We start from the raw sequence: 23470 nt of genomic DNA on the forward strand, positions 1-23470 counted from the left end.
TTTGCCTGGCGGCAATAGCGCGGTGGTCCCACCTGACCCCATGCCGAACTCAGAAGTGAAACGCCGTAGCGCCGATGGTAGTGTGGGGTCTCCCCATGCGAGAGTAGGACACTGCCAGGCATCAAATTAAGCGTGCTGATATGGCTCAGTTGGTAGAGCGCACCCTTGGTAAGGGTGAGGTCCCCAGTTCGACTCTGGGTATCAGCACCACTTTATTTAAAGTGGGTTTAGAAGTTCGGCAGAAAAAAGAATTTGCTTGGCGGCAATAGCGCGGTGGTCCCACCTGACCCCATGCCGAACTCAGAAGTGAAACGCCGTAGCGCCGATGGTAGTGTGGGGTCTCCCCATGCGAGAGTAGGACACTGCCAAGCATCAAATAAGCCAAGAGGCCATCCGAAAGGATGGCCTTTTTGCTTTTCAGTCCTTTTACTCTCTCTACTCATATCTTGGCGCAGATCGCGCAATGAAACATTTTCACCTTTCCGCTGAATGCTCGACAGCGACGGAAAAAAACGCTATCTTCGGGCATCTAGAAGTCTAAACGTATAAATGGATGTGTGAGGGTTAAGCAATGCCGATTCGTGTTCCTGATGAGTTACCTGCGGTCAATTTCTTGCGCGGTGAGAATGTCTTCGTGATGACATCCTCGCGGGCAAAAACACAGGAAATCAGGCCACTGAAAGTGCTGATCCTCAACCTGATGCCAAAGAAGATCGAAACGGAAAACCAGTTTCTGCGCCTGTTGTCCAACTCGCCGCTGCAGATTGATATCCAGCTGCTGCGTATCGACAGCCGCGAATCGAAGAACACGCCGGCCGAGCATCTGAATAACTTCTACTGCGACTTCGAGGATATCCAGAACGAGAACTTCGATGGTCTGATCGTCACCGGCGCGCCGCTGGGGCTGGTCGATTTCTGCGATGTTGCCTACTGGCCGCAGATCGAGCGCGTGATCGACTGGGCCAAGCACCACGTTACCTCCACGCTGTTCGTGTGCTGGGCGGTACAGGCGGCGTTGAATATTCTGTATGGCATTCCCAAGATGACGCGCGAAGTGAAGCTCTCCGGCGTTTACCCACACCAAACGCTGCAGCAGCATGCGTTGCTGACGCGCGGCTTTGACGAAAGTTTCCTGGCACCGCATTCACGCTATGCCGATTTCCCGACCGAGGTGATTCGCCAATATACCGACCTGGATATTCTGGCCGAATCCGAACAGGCGGGCGCCTACCTGTTCGCCAGCAGGGATAAGCGCCTGGCGTTCGTCACCGGCCATCCGGAGTATGATGCGCTGACCCTGGCGGGGGAGTATTGTCGCGACCACGAAGCTGGCCTCGATCCCGCCGTTCCGCTCAACTACTTCCCCGATGACAACCCCGCACTGACACCGAAAGCCACCTGGCGCAGCCATGGCCATCTGCTGTTTTCCAACTGGCTCAACTATTACGTCTACCAGATCACGCCGTACGATCTGCGTCATATGAATCCGACGCTCGACTGATCTTTTCTGCCTGCCGGCGGCTGAATCGAGGCCGCCGCTCCGTTGATCCTCTGCAAGATCCTCTTTTTATCCGTCACTTCTCCAGTAAATTCTTTGTTCAACAAGGCGTTAGTGCGTCTTCACAAAGTTACTGGAAGCGATTTCCTTACCTGTCATTATTGTTATTTTATCTAACCAATTGATAATAAAGTGTTAATAAAATATTTAATAATAAAATGGAAATGGTTTTTGATTTTTATTTTTTGTTGAGTATTCTTAGAGCTATCGGGATGAGATCTGACCAGTTGAGGATCGTTTCATCCGCCCTGATCCACAGTGATTTCTGATGAAAATGCGCCGGTCGCGCGGGCGCAACGATGGGAAGGAGCAAGGTCATGACGCAACAGATAGCAGGCACGGAGTTAAGGTTTACGCAGGGCTTCGCCGCAGCGGAGCGCCAGGTGTTGACCGATGAAGCGGTTGAATTCCTGGCGGAACTGGTGGGGAAATTCACGCTGCGGCGCAACGAGCTGCTGGCGGCGCGTGTCCGCTGGCAGCAAAATATCGATCGCGGCGAACTGCCGGGGTTTATTTCGGAAACCACTTCCATTCGTGAAGGTGACTGGCAGATCCGCGGCATTCCGCAAGACCTGCGTGACCGCCGGGTCGAGATCACCGGGCCGGTCGAGCGCAAGATGGTGATCAATGCGCTTAACGCCAACGTAAAAGTGTTTATGGCGGACTTCGAAGACTCGCTGGCGCCAAGCTGGGACAAAGTTATCGACGGCCAAATTAACCTGCACGATGCGGTTAACGGCACCATTTCCTACACCAATGAAGCCGGCAAAATCTACCAGCTGAAACCGAACCCGGCGGTATTGATCGCTCGCGTGCGCGGCCTGCATCTGCCGGAGAAGCACGTGCTGTGGCGTGATGAAGCTATTCCCGGCGGCCTGTTCGATTTCGCGCTGTACTTCTACCACAACTATCGCCAACTGTTGGCCAAGGGCAGCGGCCCGTATTTCTACCTGCCGAAAACCCAGTCCTGGGAAGAGGCGGCCTGGTGGAGCGATGTCTTCAGCTTTACCGAGGATCGTTTCGATCTGCCGCGCGGCACCATCAAAGCGACCGTGCTGATCGAAACCCTGCCGGCGGTGTTCCAGATGGACGAAATCCTCTACCACCTGCGCGATCACATCGTGGGTCTGAACTGCGGCCGCTGGGATTACATCTTCAGCTATATCAAAACGCTGAAGAATCACGGCGATCGCGTGCTGCCGGATCGTCAGTCGGTGACCATGGAGAAACCTTTCCTCAGCGCCTATTCGCGCCTGCTGATCAAAACCTGTCATAAGCGCGGCGCGTTCGCCATGGGCGGTATGGCGGCGTTTATCCCGAGCAAAGACGCCGAGAAAAACGCCTGGGTGCTGAACAAGGTACGGGCGGACAAAGAGCTGGAGGCCAGCAACGGCCACGACGGCACCTGGGTGGCGCACCCGGGGCTGGCGGACACGGTGATGGAAGTGTTCGGCAAAGCGCTGGGCGATCGCCAAAACCAGCTGGAGGTGCTGCGTGAGCAAGACGCGCCGATCAGCGCCGCACAGCTGCTGGAACCGTGCGATGGCGAGCGTACCGAAGCGGGGATGCGCGCCAATATTCGCGTGGCGGTGCAGTACATCGAAGCCTGGATCTCCGGCAACGGCTGCGTGCCGATTTACGGTTTGATGGAAGATGCGGCCACGGCGGAAATCTCCCGTACGTCTATCTGGCAGTGGATCCACCACGAGAAGAGCCTGAGCGACGGGCGCCGGGTCACCAAGGCGCTGTTCCGCCAGATGCTGCAAGAAGAGATGTTGGTGGTGCGTGAAGAAGTGGGGGAAGCGCGCTTTAACGCCGGCCGGTACGAAGAGGCGGCGCGCCTGATGGAGCGCATCACCACGCAAGATGAGTTAATCGATTTCCTGACGCTGCCCGGCTATGAGCTGCTGGCCTGAATTTTCCCAATCAACCCTACACGACTGAAAGGATAAAAATTATGTCTACCTCTCGCTCTCAACAGATCCAGCAGCTGGAACAGGAATGGAAATCGGCCCGTTGGGAAGGCATCACCCGCCCTTACAGCGCCGAAGACGTGATCAACCTGCGCGGTTCGGTCAACCCGGAATGCACTCTGGCGCAAAACGGTGCCGCCAAACTGTGGGCGTTGCTGAACGGCAAGGCGCGCAAAGGCTACGTGAACTGCCTGGGCGCGCTGACCGGCGGCCAGGCGCTGCAGCAGGCCAAGGCCGGCGTCGAGGCTATCTACCTGTCCGGTTGGCAGGTGGCGGCGGACGCCAACAGCGCGGCGGCCATGTACCCTGACCAGTCGCTGTATCCGGTGGACTCGGTGCCGAAGGTGGTCGAGCGCATCAACAATACCTTCCGCCGCGCCGATCAGATCCAATGGGCGAACCAGATTGAGCCGGGCAGCAAAGGCTATACCGATTACTTCCTGCCGATCGTCGCCGATGCGGAAGCCGGCTTCGGCGGCGTGCTGAACGCCTTCGAGCTGATGAAAGCGATGATCACCGCCGGTGCCGCCGGGGTGCACTTTGAAGATCAGCTGGCGGCGGTGAAGAAATGCGGCCATATGGGCGGCAAAGTGCTGGTGCCGACGCAGGAAGCGATCCAGAAACTGGTCGCCGCGCGCCTGGCGGCCGACGTGCTCGGCGTGCCGACGCTGGTGATCGCCCGCACCGACGCCGATGCGGCCGACCTGCTGACCTCCGATTGCGATCCGTATGACAGCGCCTTCGTCACCGGCGAGCGCACGGCGGAAGGCTTCTTCCGCACCCATGCCGGCGTCGAGCAGGCGATCAGCCGCGGCCTGGCTTATGCCCCTTACGCGGACATGGTGTGGTGCGAAACCTCTACGCCGGATCTGGATGCCGCTCAGCGCTTCGCCGACGCCATCCACGCCAAATACCCGGGCAAGCTGCTGGCCTACAACTGCTCGCCGTCGTTCAACTGGAAAAAGAACCTCGACGACCAGACCATCGCCCGCTTCCAGCAGGCGCTGTCGGACATGGGCTACAAGTATCAGTTCATTACGCTGGCGGGCATCCACAGCATGTGGTTCAACATGTTCGACCTGGCGCACGCCTATGCGCAGGGCGAGGGCATGAAACACTACGTCGAGAAGGTGCAGCAGGCGGAGTTCGCCGCGGTGGATCGCGGTTACACCTTCGCGTCGCACCAGCAAGAGGTGGGCACCGGCTACTTCGACAAGGTCACCACCATTATTCAGGGCGGCGCCTCTTCGGTCACTGCGCTGACCGGTTCGACGGAAGAACAGCAGTTCTGATGCGGCAAGCTTGAAGACGTTTCATCCGGAGCCTGCATGCGCAGGCTTCTTTTTCTGGCGGGGGTAAGGATGGCGGCAAAACTGGAGTTGTTGATCGCACAGACGATCCTGCAGGGCTTCGATGCGCAGTACGGCCGCTTTCTTGAAGTGACCGCCGGCGCGCAGCAGCGCTTCGAGCAGGCGGACTGGCCGGCGGTACAGCGGGCGATGAAAAAGCGCATCCATCTGTATGACCATCACGTCGGCCTGGTGGTGGAGCAGCTCAAATGCATCACCGGGCAGAAATACTTCGACGCTGACTTCCCCAGCCGGGTCAAAGCGGTCTATATCGACCTGCTGCCGGACTACCCGCGCTTCGAGATCGCCGAAAGCTTCTTTAACTCGGTCTACTGCCGGCTGTTCAAGCACCGCGATCTGACGCCGGACAAGCTGTTCGTGTTCAGTTCGCAGCCGGAGCGGCGCTTTCGCGACATTCCGCGTCCGCTGGCGCGCGATTTCACCCCCAATGGCGATCTGCCGGCGATGCTGCGCAGCGTGCTGAGCGATCTGCCGCTGCGGCTGCCGTGGGAGGATTTGACGCGCGATATTCACTACATCACTCAGGCGCTGCAACGCGCCTTCAGCGCACAGCAGCTGGCGGGGGCAACCTTCCAGATCGCCAACGAACTGTTCTATCGCAACAAGGCCGCCTGGCTGGTCGGCAAGCTGCGTCTGGCCGACGGCGTTTATCCGTTCTTGCTGCCTATCCACCACAGCGAGTCGGGCGCGCTGTTTATCGACGCCTGCCTGACCGGTAAGGCCGAGGCCAGCATCGTCTTCGGCTTCGCCCGATCTTATTTCATGGTCTATGCGCCGCTGCCGGCGGCGATGGTGGAGTGGCTGCGCGAGATCCTGCCGGGCAAAACCACCGCCGAGCTGTACATGGCGATCGGCTGCCAGAAGCACGGCAAAACCGAATGCTATCGAGAATACCTGACCTTTATGGCGCAGTCGCAGGAGCAGTTCATTATCGCGCCGGGGGTGAAGGGCATGGTGATGCTGGTGTTCACCCTGCCATCCTTCGATCGGGTGTTTAAAGTGATCAAAGACGAATTCGCCCCGCAAAAAGAGGTGACGCAGGCACAGGTGATGGCCTGCTATCAGCTGGTGAAAGAGCATGACCGCGTCGGGCGCATGGCGGATACCCAGGAGTACGAGAATTTCGTCGTCGACAAGGCGCGCCTCAGCCCGGCGCTGTTGGCGGAGCTGCAGCGCGAAGTGCCGGGCAAGCTGGAAGATCTCGGCGATCGCATCGTGATCAAGCATCTGTATATGGAACGGCGCATGACGCCGCTGAACCTGTATCTGGAGCAGGCCAATGACCAGCAGATGCGCGATGCGATCGAAGAGTACGGCAATGCCATCAAGCAGCTGGCCGCCGCCAATATCTTCCCCGGCGACATGCTGTTCAAGAACTTCGGCGTGACGCGCCACGGGCGGGTGGTGTTCTACGACTACGACGAAATTTGCTACATGACCGAGGTCAACTTCCGCGACATTCCGCCGCCGCGCTATCCGGAGGACGAGCTGGCCAGCGAGCCGTGGTACAGCATCGCGCCCAACGACGTGTTCCCGGAGGAGTTCCGCCACTTCCTGTGCGGCGATCGGCGCATTCGGCAGGTGTTTGAAGAATTGCACAGCGATCTGTTTACCGCGGAGTATTGGCGCGGGTTGCAGCAGCGCATCCGCGAGGGGCACGTGGAAGACGTGTTCGCTTACCGCAAGAAGCAGCGGTTCAGCCAGCGCAGCGGGGCGGCGCTGCCGGCCGCCACCGCTGCGATGTAAATCAGGCCTGGGCGCCCGCGACGGCGGCGCGCGCCAGTTCGGTGATGCGCGCGTAGTCGCCGCTTTCCAGCGCGTCCGCCGGCACCAGCCAGGAGCCGCCGATGCACAGCACGCTTTTCAGCGCCAGATAGCTGCGGTAGTTGTCCGGCGAGATGCCGCCGGTCGGGCAGAAGCGCACCTGCGGGAACGGGCCGCCGATCGCCTGCAGCGCTTTTACGCCGCCGTTGGCTTCCGCCGGGAAGAATTTAAACTCGCGCAGGCCGTAATCCATGCCCAGCATCAGTTCGGAAACGGTGCTGATGCCCGGAATAAGCGGAATGGACCCGGCGGTGGCCGCCTTGAGCAGCTCGTCGGTCAGCCCCGGGCTGATGGCGAACTGCGCGCCGGCCTCGGTCACTTCACGCAACTGCTGCGGATTGATCACGGTACCGGCGCCGATGATAGCTTCCGGCACTTCTTGGGCGATGGCGCGAATGGCGTCCATGGCGCAGGCGGTGCGCAGCGTCACTTCCAGCACCCGCACGCCGCCGGCGACCAGCGCTTTCGCCAACGGCACCGCATGTTCCAGCTTGTTGATCACGATCACCGGCACCACCGGCCCCGCCGTCAGGATCTGCTCGGCGCTTGTTTTCCACTTGTTCATGATGACGTTCTCCTTTGTGGCCGCTGCCAGGCGGCGATGCGGCCAGGCTATCGATTAAAATGTGATGCAGCAGGCGCCCTGCTCGGCGCCGGACAGCTGGCTGCGCAGCGCGCCGAACAGCTCGCGGCCGCAGCCGATGTGTTCTGCGCTCAGATCGGGTTGGCACGGCGTGCGCTGGGCCAGTTCGTCGGCGTCGACCAGCACCTGCAGCTCGCCGCTGCGGCCGTTGACGCGGATCGGATCGCCGTCGCGCACTTTCGCCAGCAGGCCGCCGGTATAGGCTTCCGGGGTGACGTGGATGGCGGAAGGCACCTTGCCGGAGGCGCCTGACAGGCGGCCGTCGGTCACCAGCGCCACTTTGAAGCCGCGATCCATCAGCACGCCCAGCGGCGGCATCAGTTTGTGCAACTCCGGCATGCCGTTGGCCTGCGGCCCCTGGAAACGCACCACCACCACGCAATCGCGATCCAGCTTGCCGGCTTCAAACGCCGGCACGATGTCGTGCTGGCTGTCGAACACCACCGCCGGCGCTTCGATAATCTGGTTGTCGGCGGGCACCGCCGAGGTTTTCATCACCGCACGGCCCAGATTGCCGGCCATCACTTTGGTGCCGCCGTGATGCTCAAACGGCTGAGCGACGCTGGCGATTACGCTGGCGTCGAGCGAACCGGTTACGCCTTCACGCCACACCAGCTGGCCATTATCCAGCCAGGGTTCCTGGGTGTAACGGTGCAGGCCGAAACCGGCCACGGTATGCACGTCTTCGTGCAGCAGCCCGTGTTGCAACAGCTCACGCACTACCAGCGGCACGCCGCCGGCGGCCTGGAACTGGTTGATGTCGGCCGGGCCGTTCGGGTAGATGCGACACAGCAGCGGCACCGCCTCCGACAGCTCCGAGAAATCGTCCCAGGTGATGATGATGCCCGCCGCCCGCGCCATCGCCACCAGATGCATGGTCAGGTTGGTGGAGCCGCCGGTGGCCAGCAGCGAGACGATGCCGTTCACCACCACTTTCTCGTCCACCAGGCGGCCGATCGGCAGGTAGTTGCCGGCGGTGTCGGTCAGTCGCGTCACCTGGCGCGCAGCGGCGTCGTTCAGCGCGTCGCGCAGCGGCGTATCCGGATGCACGAAAGAGGCGCCCGGCAGGTGCAGGCCCATCACTTCCATCACCATCTGGTTGGTGTTGGCGGTGCCGTAGAAGGTGCAGGTGCCGATGCCGTGATAGGAGGCGGCCTCGGCTTCCAGCAGCGCCAGACGATCGGCCTTGCCCTCGGCGTACAGCTGGCGCACGCGCACCTTTTCCTTGTTCGGCAGGCCGCTGCTCATCGGGCCGGCCGGCACGAACAGCGCGGGCAGGTGGCCGAAGGAGAGGGCGGCCATCACCAGCCCCGGCACGATCTTGTCGCAGATGCCGAGGAACAGCGCGCCGTCGAACATATTGTGCGACAGGCCGACGGCGGCCGACATGGCGATCACGTCACGGCTCATCAGCGACAGCTCCATGCCGTCCTGCCCCTGCGTCACGCCGTCGCACATCGCCGGCACGCCGCCGGCCACCTGGCCCACGGCGCCCACCGCCTTCAGCGCCTGCTTCAGCCGCTGCGGGTAGTGTTCGTACGGCTGGTGGGCCGACAGCATGTCGTTGTAGGCGGTGATGATGGCGATATCGCTGCGCACCATGTTTTTCAGCGCCGTCTTGTCATCGGGCTGACAGGCGGCGAAGCCGTGGGCCAGGTTGCCGCAGGCCAGCTGCGCGCGGTGGACGGTTTGGGAACGGGCCGCCTCGATGCGCGCCAGATAGGCGGCGCGGCTGGCCTGGGAACGGTGGATGATGCGCTGCGTGACACGGGACAAGGTTGGGTTAATCATGCCTTCCTCACATTGCTGTTGTTATAGTCGCCGCCTGTGGCGGTGCCCCCGGGGATGATTTGCAGCCCTGGTGTGCAAGGCCGGGGGCGATTTAGGATTTAAAACATCGTGAATGCAATCATGCCGATAGCGCCGCCGACGCTGCCCAGAATCGTTTCCATCACCGTCCAGGTTTTCAGCGTTTGCAGTTCGTTGGCGCCGGTGAATTTGCCGAACAGCCAAAAACCGGCGTCGTTGACGTGGCTCAGCACGATGGAGCCGCCGGCGATGCAGATAGCCAGCGCGGCCAGCTGCCCGCCGTTCAGCCCGAGCTGGCTGGTGACCGGCAGCACCAGGCCGACGGTGGTCAGACAGGCGACGGTGGCCGAGCCCTGAATCACCCGCACCATGGCGGAGAGCGCGAAGGCGGCCACGGCGATCGGCAGGCCGGCGCCGATCATCGCGTCACCCAGCGCCGGCCCTACGCCGGAATCCACCAGGATCTGTTTGAACACCCCGCCGGCGCCGGTCATCAGCAGGATGATCCCGGCCGGTTGCACCGCGGCGGAGCAGATGGCCAGCGTCTGTTCGTTGCTCATGCCGCGCGGCTTCGCCAGGCCGTAAATCACGATCAGGCAGGCCAGCAGAATGGCGGTGAACGGGTGGCCGATAAACTCCAGCCACTGCTGCAGCTGCGAGCCGGGGGTGACCAGCCGCGCGCCGATGGTCTTCATGCCGACCAGCACCAGCGGGCACAGCACCAGCGCCAGGCTGAAGCCGAACGACGGCAAATTGCCCTTGGTCAACGTCGGCTCGTTCTCTTCCGGCGGCATCGGCCAGTTGACGAAGCGGCTGATAAAGCTGCCGTACAGCGGGCCGGCGATCAGCATGCCGATCACCGCCGCCACCAGGCCGATGGCGATCATCCAGCCGAAGTCGGCCTTCATCTGCGAAGCCAGCAGCATCGGCACCGGCCCCGGCAGCAGGAAGGACGCCGCGGCGGCCACACCGGCGAACAGCGGAATGGCCAGCTTGACGATATTGCCGTCGGTGCGGCGCGCCACGGCGAACACGATGCCGATCAGCAGCACCACCGCCACGTCGAAGAACAGCGGCAGCGCGCAGATCAGGCCGGCGATGCCGAGCGCGTAGTGCGCCTTGCTTTGTCCGAATCGTTTCAGCAATTGCGCCGCAATTTGATCGAGCGCGCCGACCTCATGCAGGATCTTGCCGAACATCGCCCCGAGCGCCACCACGATCGCCAGGAAGCCCAGCGTGTCGCCCATGCCTTTTTGCATGGTGTCGGCAATATGGTCCAGCGGCATGCCGGAGAAGATGCCGGCGGCGATGGACACCAGCATCAGTGCGACGAAGGCGTGCATGCGCGCCTTCATCACCAGGAATAACAGCAGTAAAACCGAGCCGACTGCGGTACCGACCAGCGTTACGGTACTCACGCGCACACGTCCTGCGGCAGGAAGCTCTGGATATGGCGCACGGTATCGGCGATCACCGCGTCCAGCGGCTGGTTGATGTCGATCGCCATCACGTCGCTTTCGTCGGCGCCGGGCTGCTCCAGCGCGGCGAACTGGGTGACCAGCATCTGCGGTTTGAAGAAGTGACCGTTACGCGCCGCCAGGCGGGATTCGATCACCGGGAACTCGCCGTGCAGATAGATGAACGACAGGTTGCCGTTGCCGGCGCGCAGGCGGTCGCGATACTGCTTTTTCAGCGCCGAGCAGACGATGATCGACACGTTGTTGGTGCGCTGCATGGCGAAGGCGGCGTCGTTGAGCGCGGCCAGCCACGGGGCGCGATCGTCGTCGTTCAACGCTTCGCCGGCGGCCATCTTCAGGATGTTGCTGCGCGGATGCAGGAAGTCGCCGTCGAGGAAGCCGGCGGAGAGTTGGCGGGCCGCGGCGGCGGCGACGGCGGACTTGCCGCTGCCGGAAACGCCCATAACGACGTAAATGCGATTTTGATTGTTGGTCATGGCTTGGCTCCAAAACACCGGGTGACGTTACCTTCGTTCAGCTTGTTTGTTACCGGTAACATGTTATCGGTAACATTGTCGAAGGAAGTTTGAGCGGTTGCAATGGGCTTTCGCCGTGAGGATCGCTAACTGTGATCGGCTTCAAGCTTTTTTCCCGTGCGCTACACAGGATGCCGATAGCCTGTTACATGCTGACAACAGAGCAAGGAATCAGGAGAGAGGGCGCGCAGGGGCGCCCCTCGGAGGGGTGGGATCAGCGCACGCCGCCGTAGGCCAGGCTGATCTCTTTCGCCGCGTGGATCACCAGCGCCCCCAGCTCGATCACGCGATCGTCGGTGATGCGCGACACCGGGCCGGAGATGGAGATGGCGGCGAAGGCTTCGCGGTGCTCGTCGAAGATGCAGGCCGCCACGCAGCGCAGGCCGAGCGCGTGCTCTTCGTCGTCAAAGGAGAAGCCCTGTTTGCGGATCTGCGCCAGCCCCTCTTTCAGGTTGTGCGGCGTCAGGGTGTGCGGTGTGTAGGTGTGCATGCCTTTCTTGTGCAGCAGTTTGGTCACCTGATCGTCCGGCAGGGTGGCGAGGAACGCCTTGCCGGCGCCGGAGGCGTGCATCGGCAGTTTGCCGCCGATCGGCGCCGACATGCGCATCAGCGCCGTACACTGCACCTGATCGATGATGATCGCCTGGTACTCGCTGGTATCCAGCACCGCCAGGTTGACGGTTTCGCCGGACTCTTCCATCAGGCGGCGCAGCGTCGGGTGCACCATCGCCAGCAGGTTGCGGCTTTGCAGGAAGCTGCTGCCGACCACAAAGGCGTGCGAGCCGATGGTCCACAGGCCGAGATCGCCGACCTGGCGCACGAATCCCTGCTGCTGCATGGTGGTGAGCAGGCGGTGAGTGGTGGAGTTCGGCAGGCCAGCCTGCTGGGCCAGATCGGTCAGCGCCACGTTGCCCTGGGCTTCCGAAATGTACTCCAACAGCTTCAGGCCACGGGTCAATGATTGTACCTGACCGGTCGCCGCACTGGCGGCCGGGGCTGCTGCGCGGGGCTTCTTGCCGCGTTTGGCGGGAGCAGGGGTGGCCATGGGTGAGATTCCTTTTTCCGTATGATGGAATTCATTTTCGTTTTTTGTCGATGAATTGCAAGTCGCCGTCAGCTCATCGGAGGTGTTGGCGCACAACCTGAAAAACTCTCAATTGTCGTCTGCCCCTTTGTCCCTACAAGCTGTGCTAGGATGACTCGTTGGTTTTTGCGGCAGTTGAGCAATGGGCTGGATGGCAATGGAAGGGGTTACAGTGACGAATCGAGTAGAACAACTGCGCCGCCAGTTAGCGCAGCGCATTTTGGTGTTGGACGGCGGCATGGGCACCATGATCCAGAGCTATCGTCTGGATGAGCGCGATTTCCGCGGTGAGCGTTTCGCCGACTGGCGCAGCGATCTGAAAGGCAATAACGATCTGCTGGTGCTGACCAAGCCGGAAGTGATCGCCGCCATTCATTACGCCTATCTCGAGGCGGGCGCCGATATCCTTGAAACCAATACCTTCAACTCCACCTCCATCGCCATGGCCGACTACCACATGGAGTCGCTGTCCGCCGAGATTAACTATCAGGCCGCCTGCCTGGCGCGCACCTGCGCCGACGAATGGACGGCGCGCACGCCGGAAAAACCGCGCTACGTCGCCGGGGTGTTGGGGCCGACCAACCGCACCGCGTCCATCTCGCCGAACGTCAACGATCCGGCGTTCCGCAACATCTCGTTCGACGAGCTGGTGACGGCTTACCGCGAATCGACCCGTGCGCTGGTGGAGGGCGGCGTCGATCTGATCATGATCGAAACCATCTTCGACACCCTGAATGCCAAGGCCGCCGCCTTTGCGGTGGAAACCGAATTCGAAGCGCTGGGGGTGGAACTGCCGATCATGATTTCCGGCACCATCACCGACGCCTCTGGCCGCACCCTGTCCGGCCAAACCACCGAAGCGTTTTACAATTCGCTGCGCCACGTCAAGCCGCTGACCTTCGGCCTGAACTGCGCCCTGGGCCCGGACGAACTGCGTCAGTACGTCGCCGAGCTGGCGCGCATCTCGGAGACCTACGTCACCGCGCACCCGAATGCCGGTTTGCCGAACGCCTTCGGCGAGTACGATCTGGATGCGGCCGAGATGGCGCGCCAGGTCGGGGAATGGGCGCAGGCCGGCTTCCTCAATATCATCGGCGGCTGCTGCGGCACCACGCCGGAACATATCGCCGCGATGGCCAAGGCGGTCGAGGGCGTGCCGCCGCGCCGGCTGCCGGAAATCCCGGTCGCCTGCCGCCTGGCGGGCCTGGAGCCGCTGACCATCGATGCCAACACCCTGTTCGTCAACGTCGGCGAGCGCACCAACGTCACCGGTTCGGCGCGATTCAAACGGCTGATCAAAGAAGAGAAATACAACGAGGCGCTCGACGTGGCGCGCCAGCAGGTCGAGAGCGGCGCGCAGATCATCGACATCAACATGGACGAGGGGATGCTCGACGCCGAAGCGGCGATGGTGCGCTTCCTTAACCTGATCGCCGGCGAGCCGGATATCGCCCGGGTGCCGATCATGATCGACTCCTCCAAGTGGTCGGTAATCGAAAAAGGCCTGAAATGCATCCAGGGCAAGGGCATCGTCAACTCGATCTCGATGAAGGAGGGCGAAGAGGCCTTTATCCACCACGCCAAACTGGTGCGCCGGTATGGCGCCGCGGTGGTGGTGATGGCGTTCGACGAAGTGGGGCAGGCTGACACCCGCGAGCGCAAGTTCGAGATCTGCCGCCGCGCCTATAACATTCTGACCGAGCGCGTCGGCTTCCCGCCGGAAGACATCATTTTCGACCCGAACATTTTCGCCGTCGCTACCGGTATCGAAGAGCACAACAACTACGCCGTCGACTTTATCGAAGCCTGTGCCGACATCAAAACCCACCTGCCGCACGCGATGATCTCCGGCGGCGTGTCCAACGTGTCGTTCTCGTTCCGCGGCAACGATCCGGTGCGTGAAGCGATCCACGCGGTGTTCCTGTATCACGCCATTCGCAACGGCATGGACATGGGCATCGTCAACGCCGGGCAACTGGCGATTTATGACGATTTAAGCGCCGAGCTGCGCGACGCGGTGGAGGACGTGATCCTCAACCGTCGCGAGGACGGCACCGAACGCCTGCTGGAGCTGGCGGAAAAGTACCGTGGCAGCAAAGATAATGACGTGGCGGTGCAGCAGGCCGAATGGCGCGGCTGGCCGGTGGAGAAACGGCTGGAGTATTCGCTGGTGAAGGGCATCACCGAGTTTATTGAGCTGGACACCGAAGAAGCGCGGCAGCAGGCCGAACGCCCGATCGAAGTGATCGAAGGGCCGCTGATGGCGGGGATGAACGTGGTCGGCGATCTGTTTGGCGAGGGCAAGATGTTCCTGCCGCAGGTGGTGAAGTCCGCCCGCGTGATGAAGCAGGCGGTGGCCTACCTGGAACCCTACATCGAGGCCAGCAAGCAGCAGGGCACCTCCGCGGGCAAAATCCTGTTGGCGACGGTGAAGGGCGACGTGCACGACATCGGCAAGAACATCGTCGGCGTGGTACTGCAGTGTAACAACTATGAAATCGTCGATCTGGGCGTGATGGTGCCGACGGAGAAAATCCTGCGCACCGCGCGCGAGGAGAACGTGGATATCATCGGCCTGTCGGGCCTGATCACGCCATCGCTGGACGAGATGGTCAACGTGGCCAAAGAGATGGAGCGCCAGGGCTTTACGTTGCCGCTGCTGATCGGCGGCGCCACCACCTCCAAGGCGCACACCGCGGTGAAAATCGAGCAGAACTACAGCGGCCCGACCACCTACGTGCAAAACGCCTCGCGCACCGTGGGCGTGGTGTCGGCGCTGCTGTCCGCCACCCAGCGCGACGAGTTTGTGGCGCGCACCCGCAAAGAGTATGAAACGGTGCGCATTCAGCATGCGCGCAAAAAGCCGCGCACGCCGCCGGTCGATTTGCAGAAGGCGCGCGCTAACGCCATGGCGCTGGACTGGGCCGATTATCAGCCGCCTGTGCCGCGGCAGCTCGGCGTGTTCCCGGTGGCGGCCGGCATCGAGAGGCTGCGCCACTACATCGACTGGACGCCGTTCTTCATGACCTGGTCGCTGGCGGGCAAATACCCGCGCATCCTGGAAGACGAGGTGGTGGGGGAAGAGGCCAAGCGCCTGTTCCACGACGCCAATCAGATGCTGGATCGGCTGGCCGCCGAGCGCAGCCTCAACCCGCGCGGCGTTTACGGTCTGTTCCCGGCCAACCGCGTCGGCGATGACGTGGAGGTGTACCGCGACGAACGGCGTGACGAGGTGCTGGCGGTGAGCCGCCATCTGCGCCAGCAGACGGAAAAAACCGACTTCCCGAACTACTGCCTGGCGGACTTTGTGGCGCCGAAAAGCAGCGGCAAGGCCGACTACTTCGGCGCCTTCGCGGTGACCGGCGGGCTGGAGGAGGACGCGCTGGCGGCGGCGTACGACGCGCAGCACGACGATTACAACAAAATCATGGTCAAGGCGCTGGCGGATCGCCTGGCGGAGGCCTTCGCCGAATACCTGCATGAGCAGGTGCGCAAGCTGCACTGGGGCTATGCCGCCGACGAGAGCCTGAGCAACGAAGAGCTGATCCGCGAAAACTATCAGGGCATCCGGCCGGCGCCGGGCTACCCGGCCTGCCCGGAACACACCGAGAAAGCGACCATTTGGCAGCTGCTGGACGTCAACCGCCACACCGGCATGGAGCTGACGGAGTCCTTCGCCATGTGGCCGGGGGCGGCGGTGTCCGGCTGGTACTTCAGCCATCCTGAAAGCAAGTACTTCGCGGTGGCGCAGATCCAGCGCGATCAGGTGGAAGACTACGCGGCGCGTAAAGGGATGAGCGTGAGCGAGGTCGAACGCTGGCTGGCGCCTAACCTCGGCTACGACGCCGACTGATTTCCTCTTTAAGGCGCAGCGATGCGCCCTTGTCATTTACTGCGCTTCCACGTCGATGTGCAGCGCATCGTAACGCCAATACTCCAGATCGCAATCGATCACCCGGTCGTGCTGATCGCGGTTCACCCGCGTAATGAACAGCGCCGGGCTGCCGTAGGTCACCTTCAGCATGGCGGCGGCCTGCTGCGGCAGCAGGGTGGGCAGCATGTCGAAACGCACCCGGCCGTAGTGAATGCCGTAGCGCGCGGCGTACAGCGCGGTCAGCGACTGGGTCAGATCTTCGTCCAGTATGCCGGGGAAGTAGGCCGGGTTGAGGTAGTGCTCGCAGTACAGCACCGCGCGCCCATCGATGTAGCGCAGCCGGCGAATGCGATAGGCCTGCGCGCCGGGAGGCAGCGCCAGGCGGCCGGCCAGCGGCGCGTCGAGCGTGACTACCGCGCTGTCGATCGCCTCGGTATGGGCGGCGCGCCCCTGTTGCTGCGCCATGGCGTGAAAATGGCTGCGCTGCAGCGGGTTGTAGATCAGACGCGGGGGCGAAATGAACCAGCCGCGCCGCACCTGGCGGTAGATGACCCCCTGCGCCTCCAGTTGGCCGAGCGCCTCCTGCAAGGTAATGCGGGTGGTGGCGAACTGTTCGCTCAGGGCGCGTTCGGAGGGCAGCTTGCCGCCCACGGCGAACTCGCCTGCGGCGATGCGCGCGTTCAGCGTTTGGCAGATGGTGGCTACGGTCGTCGGTGCTTCACTCATACAGCGGGTGTCCCGTTTCAGTGCGTTTGGCCTCCCTTAAGGTAGACCAGCGTCGCGTTTTCGCCGTTGCAATGGGTGATAAAACCGTCGCTTTTTTAAGCTGACATATAATTATCACATTCGTCCGTTAGATTGGTTTGGTCCTTGCTGGACTAGTCCAGCCCTCCCCACACTACCACCTGGAGCATCAGTTATGAAACGTTTGTGCGCTTCTGTGTTAACCAGTGCCATCGTGTTATCCAGCCAGATGAGCTGGGCCGCGGATACCGATCTGGCGGCGCTGGAGCATGCCGCGAAGAAAGAAGGCGAAGTCAACAGCGTCGGCATGCCGGACAGCTGGGCCAACTGGAAAGGCACCTGGCAAGATCTGTTGAGCAAATATGGCCTGAAGCATGTCGATACCGACATGAGCTCCGCGCAGGAGATCGCCAAATTCGATGCGGAAAAGAACAACGCCACGGCGGACATTGGTGACGTCGGCGCGGCCTTCGGCCCGGTAGCGGTGCAGAAGGGCGTGACGCAGCCGTACAAACCCTCTACCTGGGATCAGGTGCCGGAGTGGGCGAAAGACAAAGACGGCCACTGGGCGCTGGCTTACACCGGCACCATCGCCTTCATCATCAACAAACAGCAGGTGAAAGACATTCCGCACAGCTGGGCCGATCTGCTGAAGGGCAGCTATCAGGTCACCATCGGCGACGTCGGCACCGCGTCGCAGGCGGCCAGCGGCGTGCTGGCGGCCACCTACGCCATGGGCGGCAACGAGAAAAACCTCAAGCCGGGCCTGGAATTCTTCGGCAAGCTGGCCAAGGCCGGCCGTCTGAGCCTGAGTAACCCGGTGATCGCATCGCTGGAAAAAGGGGAAGTGCAGGTTGGCGTGGTGTGGGACTTCAACGGCCTGAACTACCGCGACCAGATCGACAAAACCCGTTTTGAAGTGCTGATCCCGTCGGACGGCTCGATCACCTCCGGCTACACCACCATCATCAACAAATACGCCAAGCACCCGAACGCCGCCAAGCTGGCGCGCGAATACATCTTCTCCGACGCCGGCCAGATCAACCTGGCGCGCGGCTATGCGCGCCCGATCCGCGCCGAGCATCTGACGCTGCCGGACGACGTCAAGGCCAAGCTGCTGCCGGCCGAGCAGTACAAGAACGCGCACCCGATCGCCGATCCGGCGGCCTGGGAACAGAGCGCCAAAGCGCTGCCGCGTCTGTGGCAGGAAAACGTCATTATGTTTATGCAGCAGTGAGTTAACGCACCATGAAAACGATCCTCGTGCTGCTGGACGGCCTCAACTACCGGGTGGCGCACGACGCCATGGGCTATCTGCAGGCCGAATGCGCGGCGGGACGCGGACGGTTGTACCTGTTGGAGAGCGAGCTGCCCTCGCTCTCCCGGCCGCTGTATGAATGCATCCTCACCGGCGTCACGCCGGTGGAGAGCGGCGTGGTGCACAACCACGTCTCGCGCCTTTCTCATCAACAAAGCGTGTTTCATTACGCGCGCGCCGCCGGGTTGACCACCGCCGCCGCCGCGTATCATTGGTTCAGCGAATTGTATAACCGCACGCCGTTCGACGCCGCGCGCGACCGCCATACCGACGCCCCCGAGCTGCCGATCCAGCACGGGCATTTCTATTACGACGACGGCTACCCCGACAGCCATCTGTTCGACGACGCCGAAAGCCTGCGCCTGCGGCATCAGCCGGATTTCCTGCTGATCCACCCGATGAACATCGACGACGCCGGGCACCGCTTCGGCCTCTCTTCGCCGCAGTACCGCAACGCGGCGCGGCGCGCCGACGGCTCGCTGTCGCGCTATCTGCCCGAGTGGCTGGCGGCCGGTTATCAGGTGCTGGTCACCGCCGATCACGGCATGAACGACGATCGCAGCCACGGCGGCGTGTTGCCGGAAGAGCGCCAGGTGCCGCTGTTCGTGTTCGGCTCGGGCTTCAGCCAGGACGATGCCGATCCGCAGCAAACCGAGCTGTGCGGTACGATCTGCGATCTGCTGCAGGTGCCGCATGACAAGCCGCGCTGCCGGGCGCTGCTGGCGCAGGATGCGCGATGAACGGCAAAACCAAATGGATCGCCGCGCTGTGCCTGCTGCCGTTTATCGTGCTGTTCGGCGCGTTTCAGATCGCCCCGCTGGTGTGGATCGCCGTTCACAGCTTTTTCAGCGAGAGTAGCGGCTGGGGATGGGGCAACTATGTCGATATCCTCACCTCGCCGTTCTACCTGCAGGCCTTTCAGTTCTCGCTGGAGATCTCGCTGTGGTCGAGCGTCTACGGCTTGCTGATTGCGTTAGTGGGCAGTTACTCGCTGCGCCAGCTCGGCCAGACCCGATTTCATGACTTCGTGATGTCGTTCACCAACATGACCAGCAACTTCGCCGGGGTGCCGCTGGCGTTCGCCTTCGTCATTCTGCTGGGGCTGAACGGTTGCCTGACGCTGTTGCTGCGCAAATACGGTTTGATGGAGAGTTTCAATCTCTATTCGAAGAGCGGCCTGATCGTGCTGTATACCTACTTCCAGATCCCGCTGGGGGTGCTGTTGCTGTATCCGGCGTTCGACGCGCTGCGCGCCGACTGGCGCGAGTCGGCGGCGCTGCTCGGCGCCGGCCCCTGGCGCTACTGGCGGCATATCGGCCTGCCGGTGCTGGCGCCGGCGCTGATGGGCACCTTCGTCATTCTGTTGGCCAACGCGCTGGGCGCCTACGCTACGGTGTACGCGCTGACCACCGGCAACTTCAACGTGATCCCGATCCGCATCTCGGCATTGGTGGCGGGGGATATCTCCCTCGATCCGAACCTGGCCAGCGCGCTGGCGATGCTGCTGGTGGTGATGATGGCGTTTATCACGGTGATCCACCAATGGATGCTGCGCAGGAGCTACCTCAATGCGCGCTCATAATCGGATGGAGAATGCTCATGTCGCGTGCTGAACGCCTGTACCATCGCACGGTGACCGGCCTGCTGCTGCTGATCCTGCTGCTGCCGCTGGCGGCGACGCTGATTTACGCGCTGGCCACCCAGTGGGGCGCCACCATTTTGCCGGACGGTTTTACCCTGAAGTGGCTGACGGCGCTGTGGAGCGACCCGCGCTTTTTGCAGGCGCTGTGGCACTCGCTGCTGATCTGCTTCGGCACGCTGCTGCTGTCGGTAGTGGTGATCCTGCCGGCGATGTTTGTGATCGCTTACTACTTCCCCAGGCTGGACGCGGTGATGAACGTGCTGATTCTGCTGCCGTTCGCCGTGCCGCCGGTGGTGTCGGCGGTGGGGCTGATGCAGCTGTTCGCCGCCGATCCGCTGCCGCTGCTCGGCACTCCCTGGATTTTGGTGGGCTGCTATTTCACCATCGCGCTGCCGTTTATCTACCGCGCCATCAGCAACAACATGCAGGCGATCAACCTGCGCGATCTGATGGACGCCGCGCACCTGCTTGGCGCCAGCACCTGGCAGGCGGCGCTGTGGGTGGTGCTGCCGAACCTGCGCAAGGGCGGAACGATCGCCGTGCTGCTGTCGTTCTCGTTCCTGATCGGCGAGTTCGTGTTCGCCAACCTGCTGGTGGGCAGCCAGTATGAAACGCTGCAGGTCTACCTGTACAACATGCGCAACGGCAGCGGGCACTTCACCAGCGCGCTGGTCATCTCCTATTTCGCCGTGGTGCTGCTCGTCACCTGGCTGGCGAACCTGCTGAATAAAAACAAGGGTTAACCTGATGGCTTATCTCAACGTCACCCGCCTGAACAAACACTATGGCCAGACGCAGGTGTTTCAGGATATCGATTTCACCGCCGAAGAGGGGGAGTTCGTCACCCTGCTGGGGCCGAGCGGCTGCGGCAAATCGACGCTGCTGCGCTGCCTGGCCGGCCTGACCCCGGTCGACAGCGGGCAAATCTTGTTGCAGGGTCAGGATCTGGTGCCGCTGGCGCCGCAAAAGCGCGGCATCGGCATGGTGTTCCAAAGCTATGCGCTGTTTCCCAATATGACGGTGGAAGGCAACGTGGCCTTCGGGCTGAAAATGCAGAAGCTGGCGGCCGGGCAGATCGGCCAGCGGGTGCAGGAGGTGCTGGCGCTGGTGGAGCTGAGCGATCTGGCGAAGCGCTATCCGCATCAGCTGTCGGGCGGCCAGTGTCAGCGCGTGGCGCTGGCGCGATCGCTGGTCACTCGCCCGCGGCTGCTGCTGCTCGACGAACCGCTGTCGGCGCTGGACGCGCGCATCCGCAAACACCTGCGCGAGCAGATCCGGCGCATTCAACGCGAGCTGAACCTGACGGCGATCTTCGTCACCCACGATCAGGAAGAGGCGCTGACCTTGTCGGATCGCATCGTGCTGATGAACAAGGGGCAGATCGTGCAGAGCGGCGATGCGGAAACCCTGTATACCCAGCCGGCGGACGCCTTCGCCGCCGGGTTTATCGGCAACTATAATCTGCTGACCGCCGAACAGGCCGCCCAGCTGACCGGGCGCAGCTATGTCGGCAAGGTGGCGATCCGGCCCGAATCGATCGGCCTGTTGCCGGCCGGGCAGGGGATCGGCGGGGTGATCCTGGGCCACAGTTTGCTCGGGAATGTGGTACGCTATCGGATTCAGGTTCGCGGTGTAGAATTGCTGGTTGACGTGCTCAACCGGTCGGTGGCCGACCTGCGGCCCGACGGCGAGCAAATTGGGCTACACTTGGAACCTGTTGTATTGCGGGAAGTTGCATGACTTCGCAGCGCGGCGCCGGGGCCTTTCCGCCGCCGCATTAACCCTTCTCTTCTGCGGTCTGCCGCCCGCCCGCTGTCCTGCCAGACCTACGCCCGGCAGGCGGGACCGCGCGCTGTACCCGTCATCTTTTGGCCTACCGGCTGCGGCTAAGGCGAACAGAACCGTTCCGTCTTTCCGCACCGCCTGACAGGCATCGGGTACCAGCCTCCTTTGGCCGGGCGTTAATGGAGCGTATCTTCCGTGCTGACCCTTCTTCACCTGCTTTCCTCCGTGGCGCTGTTGGTGTGGGGCACCCACATCGTGCGCACCGGGATCATGCGGGTTTACGGCGCCAATCTGCGGCGCGTGTTGAGCGACAGCGTTGAGAAAAAGCCGCTGGCGTTCGTTTCCGGCATCGGCGTGACCGCGCTGGTACAGAGCAGCAACGCCACGGCGCTGCTGGTGACCTCTTTCGTCGCGCAGGGGCTGGTGGGGCTGGCGCCTGCGCTGGTGATCATGCTCGGCGCCGACGTCGGCACCGCGCTGATGGCGCGTGTGCTGACCTTCGATCTTTCCTGGCTGTCGCCGCTGCTGATCCTGATCGGCGTCTTCCTGTTCCTCAGCCGCAAGCAGATGCGGATCGGCCAGATCGGGCGCGTCCTGATCGGCCTTGGGCTGATCGTGCTGGCGCTGGAGCTGATCGTGGCCGCCGCCACGCCGATCACCCAGGCGGCCGGGGTGAAAGTGCTGTTCTCGTCGCTGACCGGCGACGTGATGCTGGACGCCCTGACCGGCGCGCTGTTCGCCATCGTCAGCTATTCCAGCCTGGCGGCGGTGCTGCTGACCGCCACCCTGACCGCGTCCGGCGTGATCTCGCTGAAGGTGGCGCTCTGCCTGGTGATCGGCGCCAACCTCGGCAGCGGCCTGTTGGCGATGATCAACGCCAGCGGCCAGAACGCCGCCGGGCGGCGCGTGGCGCTCGGCAGCCTGCTGTTCAAGCTGGTGGGCTGTGTGCTGGTGCTGCCGTTCGTTTCCTATCTGGCGGATGTGATGGCTCAGCTGCCGGGCGGCAGCGAAGAGCTGGTGATCTACTTCCACGTGTTCTACAACCTGATCCGTTGTCTGGTGATGATCCCGCTGGCCGGGCCGATGGCGACGCTGTGCGAGCGGCTGATCGTCGACGTGGCGGCCGACGATCCGCGCATGCGTCCGCGCCATCTGGACGCCAGCGCGCTGGACACGCCGACGCTGGCGTTGGCCAATGCGGCGCGCGAAACGTTGCGCATGGGCGACGTGGTGGAACACATGATGATCCTGCAGCGCGAAGTGCTGCACGGCAAGCAAGGGGTGGATAAAGAAGTGCGACGCCTCGACGATGACGTCGACGTGCTGTACACCGCCATCAAGCTGTATCTGGCGCAGATCCAGAAGGAAGATCTGGGCGAGGAAGACTCGCGCCGCTGGGCGGAAATCATCGAAATGGCGCTTAACCTGGAACAGGCGGGCGACATCATCGAGCGCATGGCCGGCGACGTGGGCGCCAAGTCGCACGCCGCGCGCCGCGCCTTTTCGGCGGAAGGGCTGGCGGAACTGGATGGGCTGCACGAGCGGCTGATCGGCAATCTGCGCCTGGGGCTGTCGGTGTTCCTGTCCGGCGACGTCACCAGCGCCAAGCGCCTGCGCCGTTCCAAGCATCGCTTCCGCATTCTGGATCGCCGCTACGCGCACGCGCACGTCGATCGTTTGCATCAGCAAAACGTGCAGAGCATCGAGACCAGTTCGTTGCATTTGGGATTGTTGGGGGACATGAAGCGTTTGAACTCGCTGTTCTGCGCCGTGGCTTACAACGTGTTGGATCAGGATGCCAAGGACGACGATCGCGACTGGGAAGACACCCCGAGCACGCTGTAAAAAAATGC

At 62.5% G+C, this 23470-nt stretch carries 17 protein-coding genes, 1 tRNA gene and 2 rRNA genes; 14 read left to right on the plus strand and 6 right to left on the minus strand.

The features are described 5' to 3' along the window. Positions 1-4: 4 nt before the first annotated feature. The 7 genes from rrf (ABTW55_RS00005) (at position 5) to aceK (ending at position 6647) form a co-directional block, all read left to right on the plus strand. Positions 5-120: ribosomal RNA gene (rrf, locus tag ABTW55_RS00005) — 5S ribosomal RNA — on the plus strand. A gap of 14 nt (positions 121-134) precedes the next feature. Further along, positions 135-210, plus strand: a tRNA-Thr gene (locus ABTW55_RS00010). A 45-nt stretch (positions 211-255) separates the two neighbouring features. Beyond that, a 5S ribosomal RNA gene (gene rrf / locus ABTW55_RS00015) occupies positions 256-371 on the plus strand. 200 nt (positions 372-571) lie between these two features. After that, positions 572-1501, plus strand: coding sequence for a homoserine O-succinyltransferase (gene metA, locus ABTW55_RS00020; RefSeq protein WP_033654730.1), 930 nt, complete (start codon positions 572-574; stop codon positions 1499-1501). A gap of 374 nt (positions 1502-1875) precedes the next feature. Continuing rightward, positions 1876-3474, plus strand: coding sequence for a malate synthase A (aceB, locus tag ABTW55_RS00025; protein WP_060423801.1), 1599 nt, complete (start codon positions 1876-1878; stop codon positions 3472-3474). A 41-nt stretch (positions 3475-3515) separates the two neighbouring features. Beyond that, positions 3516-4823, plus strand: coding sequence for an isocitrate lyase (aceA, locus tag ABTW55_RS00030; protein WP_004936630.1), 1308 nt, complete (start codon positions 3516-3518; stop codon positions 4821-4823). A gap of 69 nt (positions 4824-4892) precedes the next feature. Beyond that, entirely contained in the window at positions 4893-6647 is a 1755-nt protein-coding gene (aceK, locus tag ABTW55_RS00035) for a bifunctional isocitrate dehydrogenase kinase/phosphatase (protein ID WP_033649688.1), read from the plus strand. Position 6648: 1 nt separating this feature from the next. Here aceK and ABTW55_RS00040 read toward each other — a convergent pair whose 3' ends face one another. From ABTW55_RS00040 to iclR, 5 genes are all read right to left on the minus strand, one after another. After that, positions 6649-7290, minus strand: coding sequence for a bifunctional 4-hydroxy-2-oxoglutarate aldolase/2-dehydro-3-deoxy-phosphogluconate aldolase (locus ABTW55_RS00040; protein ID WP_033649689.1), 642 nt, complete (start codon positions 7288-7290; stop codon positions 6649-6651). Positions 7291-7344: 54 nt separating this feature from the next. After that, entirely contained in the window at positions 7345-9159 is a 1815-nt protein-coding gene (gene edd, locus ABTW55_RS00045) for a phosphogluconate dehydratase (RefSeq protein WP_033649690.1), read from the minus strand. A gap of 98 nt (positions 9160-9257) precedes the next feature. Then, positions 9258-10595 carry a gluconate transporter gene (gene gntU, locus ABTW55_RS00050; protein WP_033649721.1) on the minus strand — a complete coding sequence of 446 codons (1338 nt, stop codon included), beginning with the start codon at positions 10593-10595 and terminating at the stop codon, positions 9258-9260. Further along, complete coding sequence (gene gntK / locus ABTW55_RS00055; protein ID WP_033636235.1) at positions 10592-11131, minus strand: gluconokinase; 540 nt, start codon at positions 11129-11131, stop codon at positions 10592-10594. The genes gntU and gntK overlap by 4 nt, the downstream gene beginning before the upstream one ends. Before the next feature lie 253 nt (positions 11132-11384). Further along, positions 11385-12215 carry a glyoxylate bypass operon transcriptional repressor IclR gene (gene iclR / locus ABTW55_RS00060; protein ID WP_004936648.1) on the minus strand — a complete coding sequence of 277 codons (831 nt, stop codon included), beginning with the start codon at positions 12213-12215 and terminating at the stop codon, positions 11385-11387. A gap of 196 nt (positions 12216-12411) precedes the next feature. On the opposite strand from iclR, the gene metH reads away from it, so the two are divergent. Next, positions 12412-16107, plus strand: a complete 3696-nt coding sequence (gene metH / locus ABTW55_RS00065) for a methionine synthase (protein WP_110621382.1) — start codon at positions 12412-12414, stop codon at positions 16105-16107. Positions 16108-16143: 36 nt separating this feature from the next. On the opposite strand, the gene ABTW55_RS00070 is transcribed toward metH, so the two are convergent. Beyond that, positions 16144-16854, minus strand: a complete 711-nt coding sequence (locus tag ABTW55_RS00070; protein WP_033636232.1) for a UTRA domain-containing protein — start codon at positions 16852-16854, stop codon at positions 16144-16146. A 193-nt stretch (positions 16855-17047) separates the two neighbouring features. Between ABTW55_RS00070 and ABTW55_RS00075 the strand changes: the two genes are divergently transcribed. From ABTW55_RS00075 to ABTW55_RS00100, 6 genes are all read left to right on the plus strand, one after another. Beyond that, positions 17048-18109 (plus strand): ABC transporter substrate-binding protein, encoded by a 1062-nt coding sequence (locus tag ABTW55_RS00075; RefSeq protein WP_060423796.1) that lies wholly within the window; start codon positions 17048-17050, stop codon positions 18107-18109. A gap of 11 nt (positions 18110-18120) precedes the next feature. Beyond that, a complete protein-coding gene (locus tag ABTW55_RS00080) occupies positions 18121-18930 on the plus strand; it encodes an alkaline phosphatase family protein (RefSeq protein ID WP_033649695.1) in 810 nt (269 codons plus the stop codon). Further along, complete coding sequence (locus tag ABTW55_RS00085) at positions 18927-19772, plus strand: ABC transporter permease subunit (protein WP_039569690.1); 846 nt, start codon at positions 18927-18929, stop codon at positions 19770-19772. Before ABTW55_RS00080 ends, ABTW55_RS00085 begins: the two co-directional genes overlap by 4 nt. A gap of 17 nt (positions 19773-19789) precedes the next feature. Further along, positions 19790-20575, plus strand: a complete 786-nt coding sequence (locus ABTW55_RS00090; RefSeq protein ID WP_047570342.1) for an ABC transporter permease — start codon at positions 19790-19792, stop codon at positions 20573-20575. Between the two features lie 4 nt (positions 20576-20579). Further along, positions 20580-21572: an ABC transporter ATP-binding protein gene (locus tag ABTW55_RS00095; protein WP_033649699.1), complete on the plus strand. Its 993-nt coding sequence runs from the start codon at positions 20580-20582 to the stop codon at positions 21570-21572. 240 nt (positions 21573-21812) lie between these two features. Next, a complete protein-coding gene (locus ABTW55_RS00100; RefSeq protein ID WP_033636226.1) occupies positions 21813-23462 on the plus strand; it encodes a Na/Pi cotransporter family protein in 1650 nt (549 codons plus the stop codon). Positions 23463-23470 lie beyond the last annotated feature (8 nt).

The sequence above is a fragment of the Serratia sp. SM04 genome (assembly GCF_040280225.1).
Lineage (GTDB): Bacteria > Pseudomonadota > Gammaproteobacteria > Enterobacterales > Enterobacteriaceae > Serratia > Serratia sarumanii.

What these genes read in the sequence shown, in the direction of transcription:
- metA (WP_033654730.1), top strand. Translation starts at nt 572, where the DNA reads ATGCCGATTCGTGTTCCTGATGAGTTACCTGCGGTCAATTTCTTGCGC.
- aceB (WP_060423801.1), top strand. Translation starts at nt 1,876, where the DNA reads ATGACGCAACAGATAGCAGGCACGGAGTTAAGGTTTACGCAGGGCTTC.
- aceA (WP_004936630.1), top strand. Translation starts at nt 3,516, where the DNA reads ATGTCTACCTCTCGCTCTCAACAGATCCAGCAGCTGGAACAGGAATGG.
- aceK (WP_033649688.1), top strand. Translation starts at nt 4,893, where the DNA reads ATGGCGGCAAAACTGGAGTTGTTGATCGCACAGACGATCCTGCAGGGC.
- ABTW55_RS00040 (WP_033649689.1), bottom strand. Translation starts at nt 7,290, where the DNA reads ATGAACAAGTGGAAAACAAGCGCCGAGCAGATCCTGACGGCGGGGCCG.
- edd (WP_033649690.1), bottom strand. Translation starts at nt 9,159, where the DNA reads ATGATTAACCCAACCTTGTCCCGTGTCACGCAGCGCATCATCCACCGT.
- gntK (WP_033636235.1), bottom strand. Translation starts at nt 11,131, where the DNA reads ATGACCAACAATCAAAATCGCATTTACGTCGTTATGGGCGTTTCCGGC.
- iclR (WP_004936648.1), bottom strand. Translation starts at nt 12,215, where the DNA reads ATGGCCACCCCTGCTCCCGCCAAACGCGGCAAGAAGCCCCGCGCAGCA.
- metH (WP_110621382.1), top strand. Translation starts at nt 12,412, where the DNA reads ATGGAAGGGGTTACAGTGACGAATCGAGTAGAACAACTGCGCCGCCAG.
- ABTW55_RS00070 (WP_033636232.1), bottom strand. Translation starts at nt 16,854, where the DNA reads ATGAGTGAAGCACCGACGACCGTAGCCACCATCTGCCAAACGCTGAAC.
- ABTW55_RS00075 (WP_060423796.1), top strand. Translation starts at nt 17,048, where the DNA reads ATGAAACGTTTGTGCGCTTCTGTGTTAACCAGTGCCATCGTGTTATCC.
- ABTW55_RS00080 (WP_033649695.1), top strand. Translation starts at nt 18,121, where the DNA reads ATGAAAACGATCCTCGTGCTGCTGGACGGCCTCAACTACCGGGTGGCG.
- ABTW55_RS00085 (WP_039569690.1), top strand. Translation starts at nt 18,927, where the DNA reads ATGAACGGCAAAACCAAATGGATCGCCGCGCTGTGCCTGCTGCCGTTT.
- ABTW55_RS00090 (WP_047570342.1), top strand. Translation starts at nt 19,790, where the DNA reads ATGTCGCGTGCTGAACGCCTGTACCATCGCACGGTGACCGGCCTGCTG.
- ABTW55_RS00095 (WP_033649699.1), top strand. Translation starts at nt 20,580, where the DNA reads ATGGCTTATCTCAACGTCACCCGCCTGAACAAACACTATGGCCAGACG.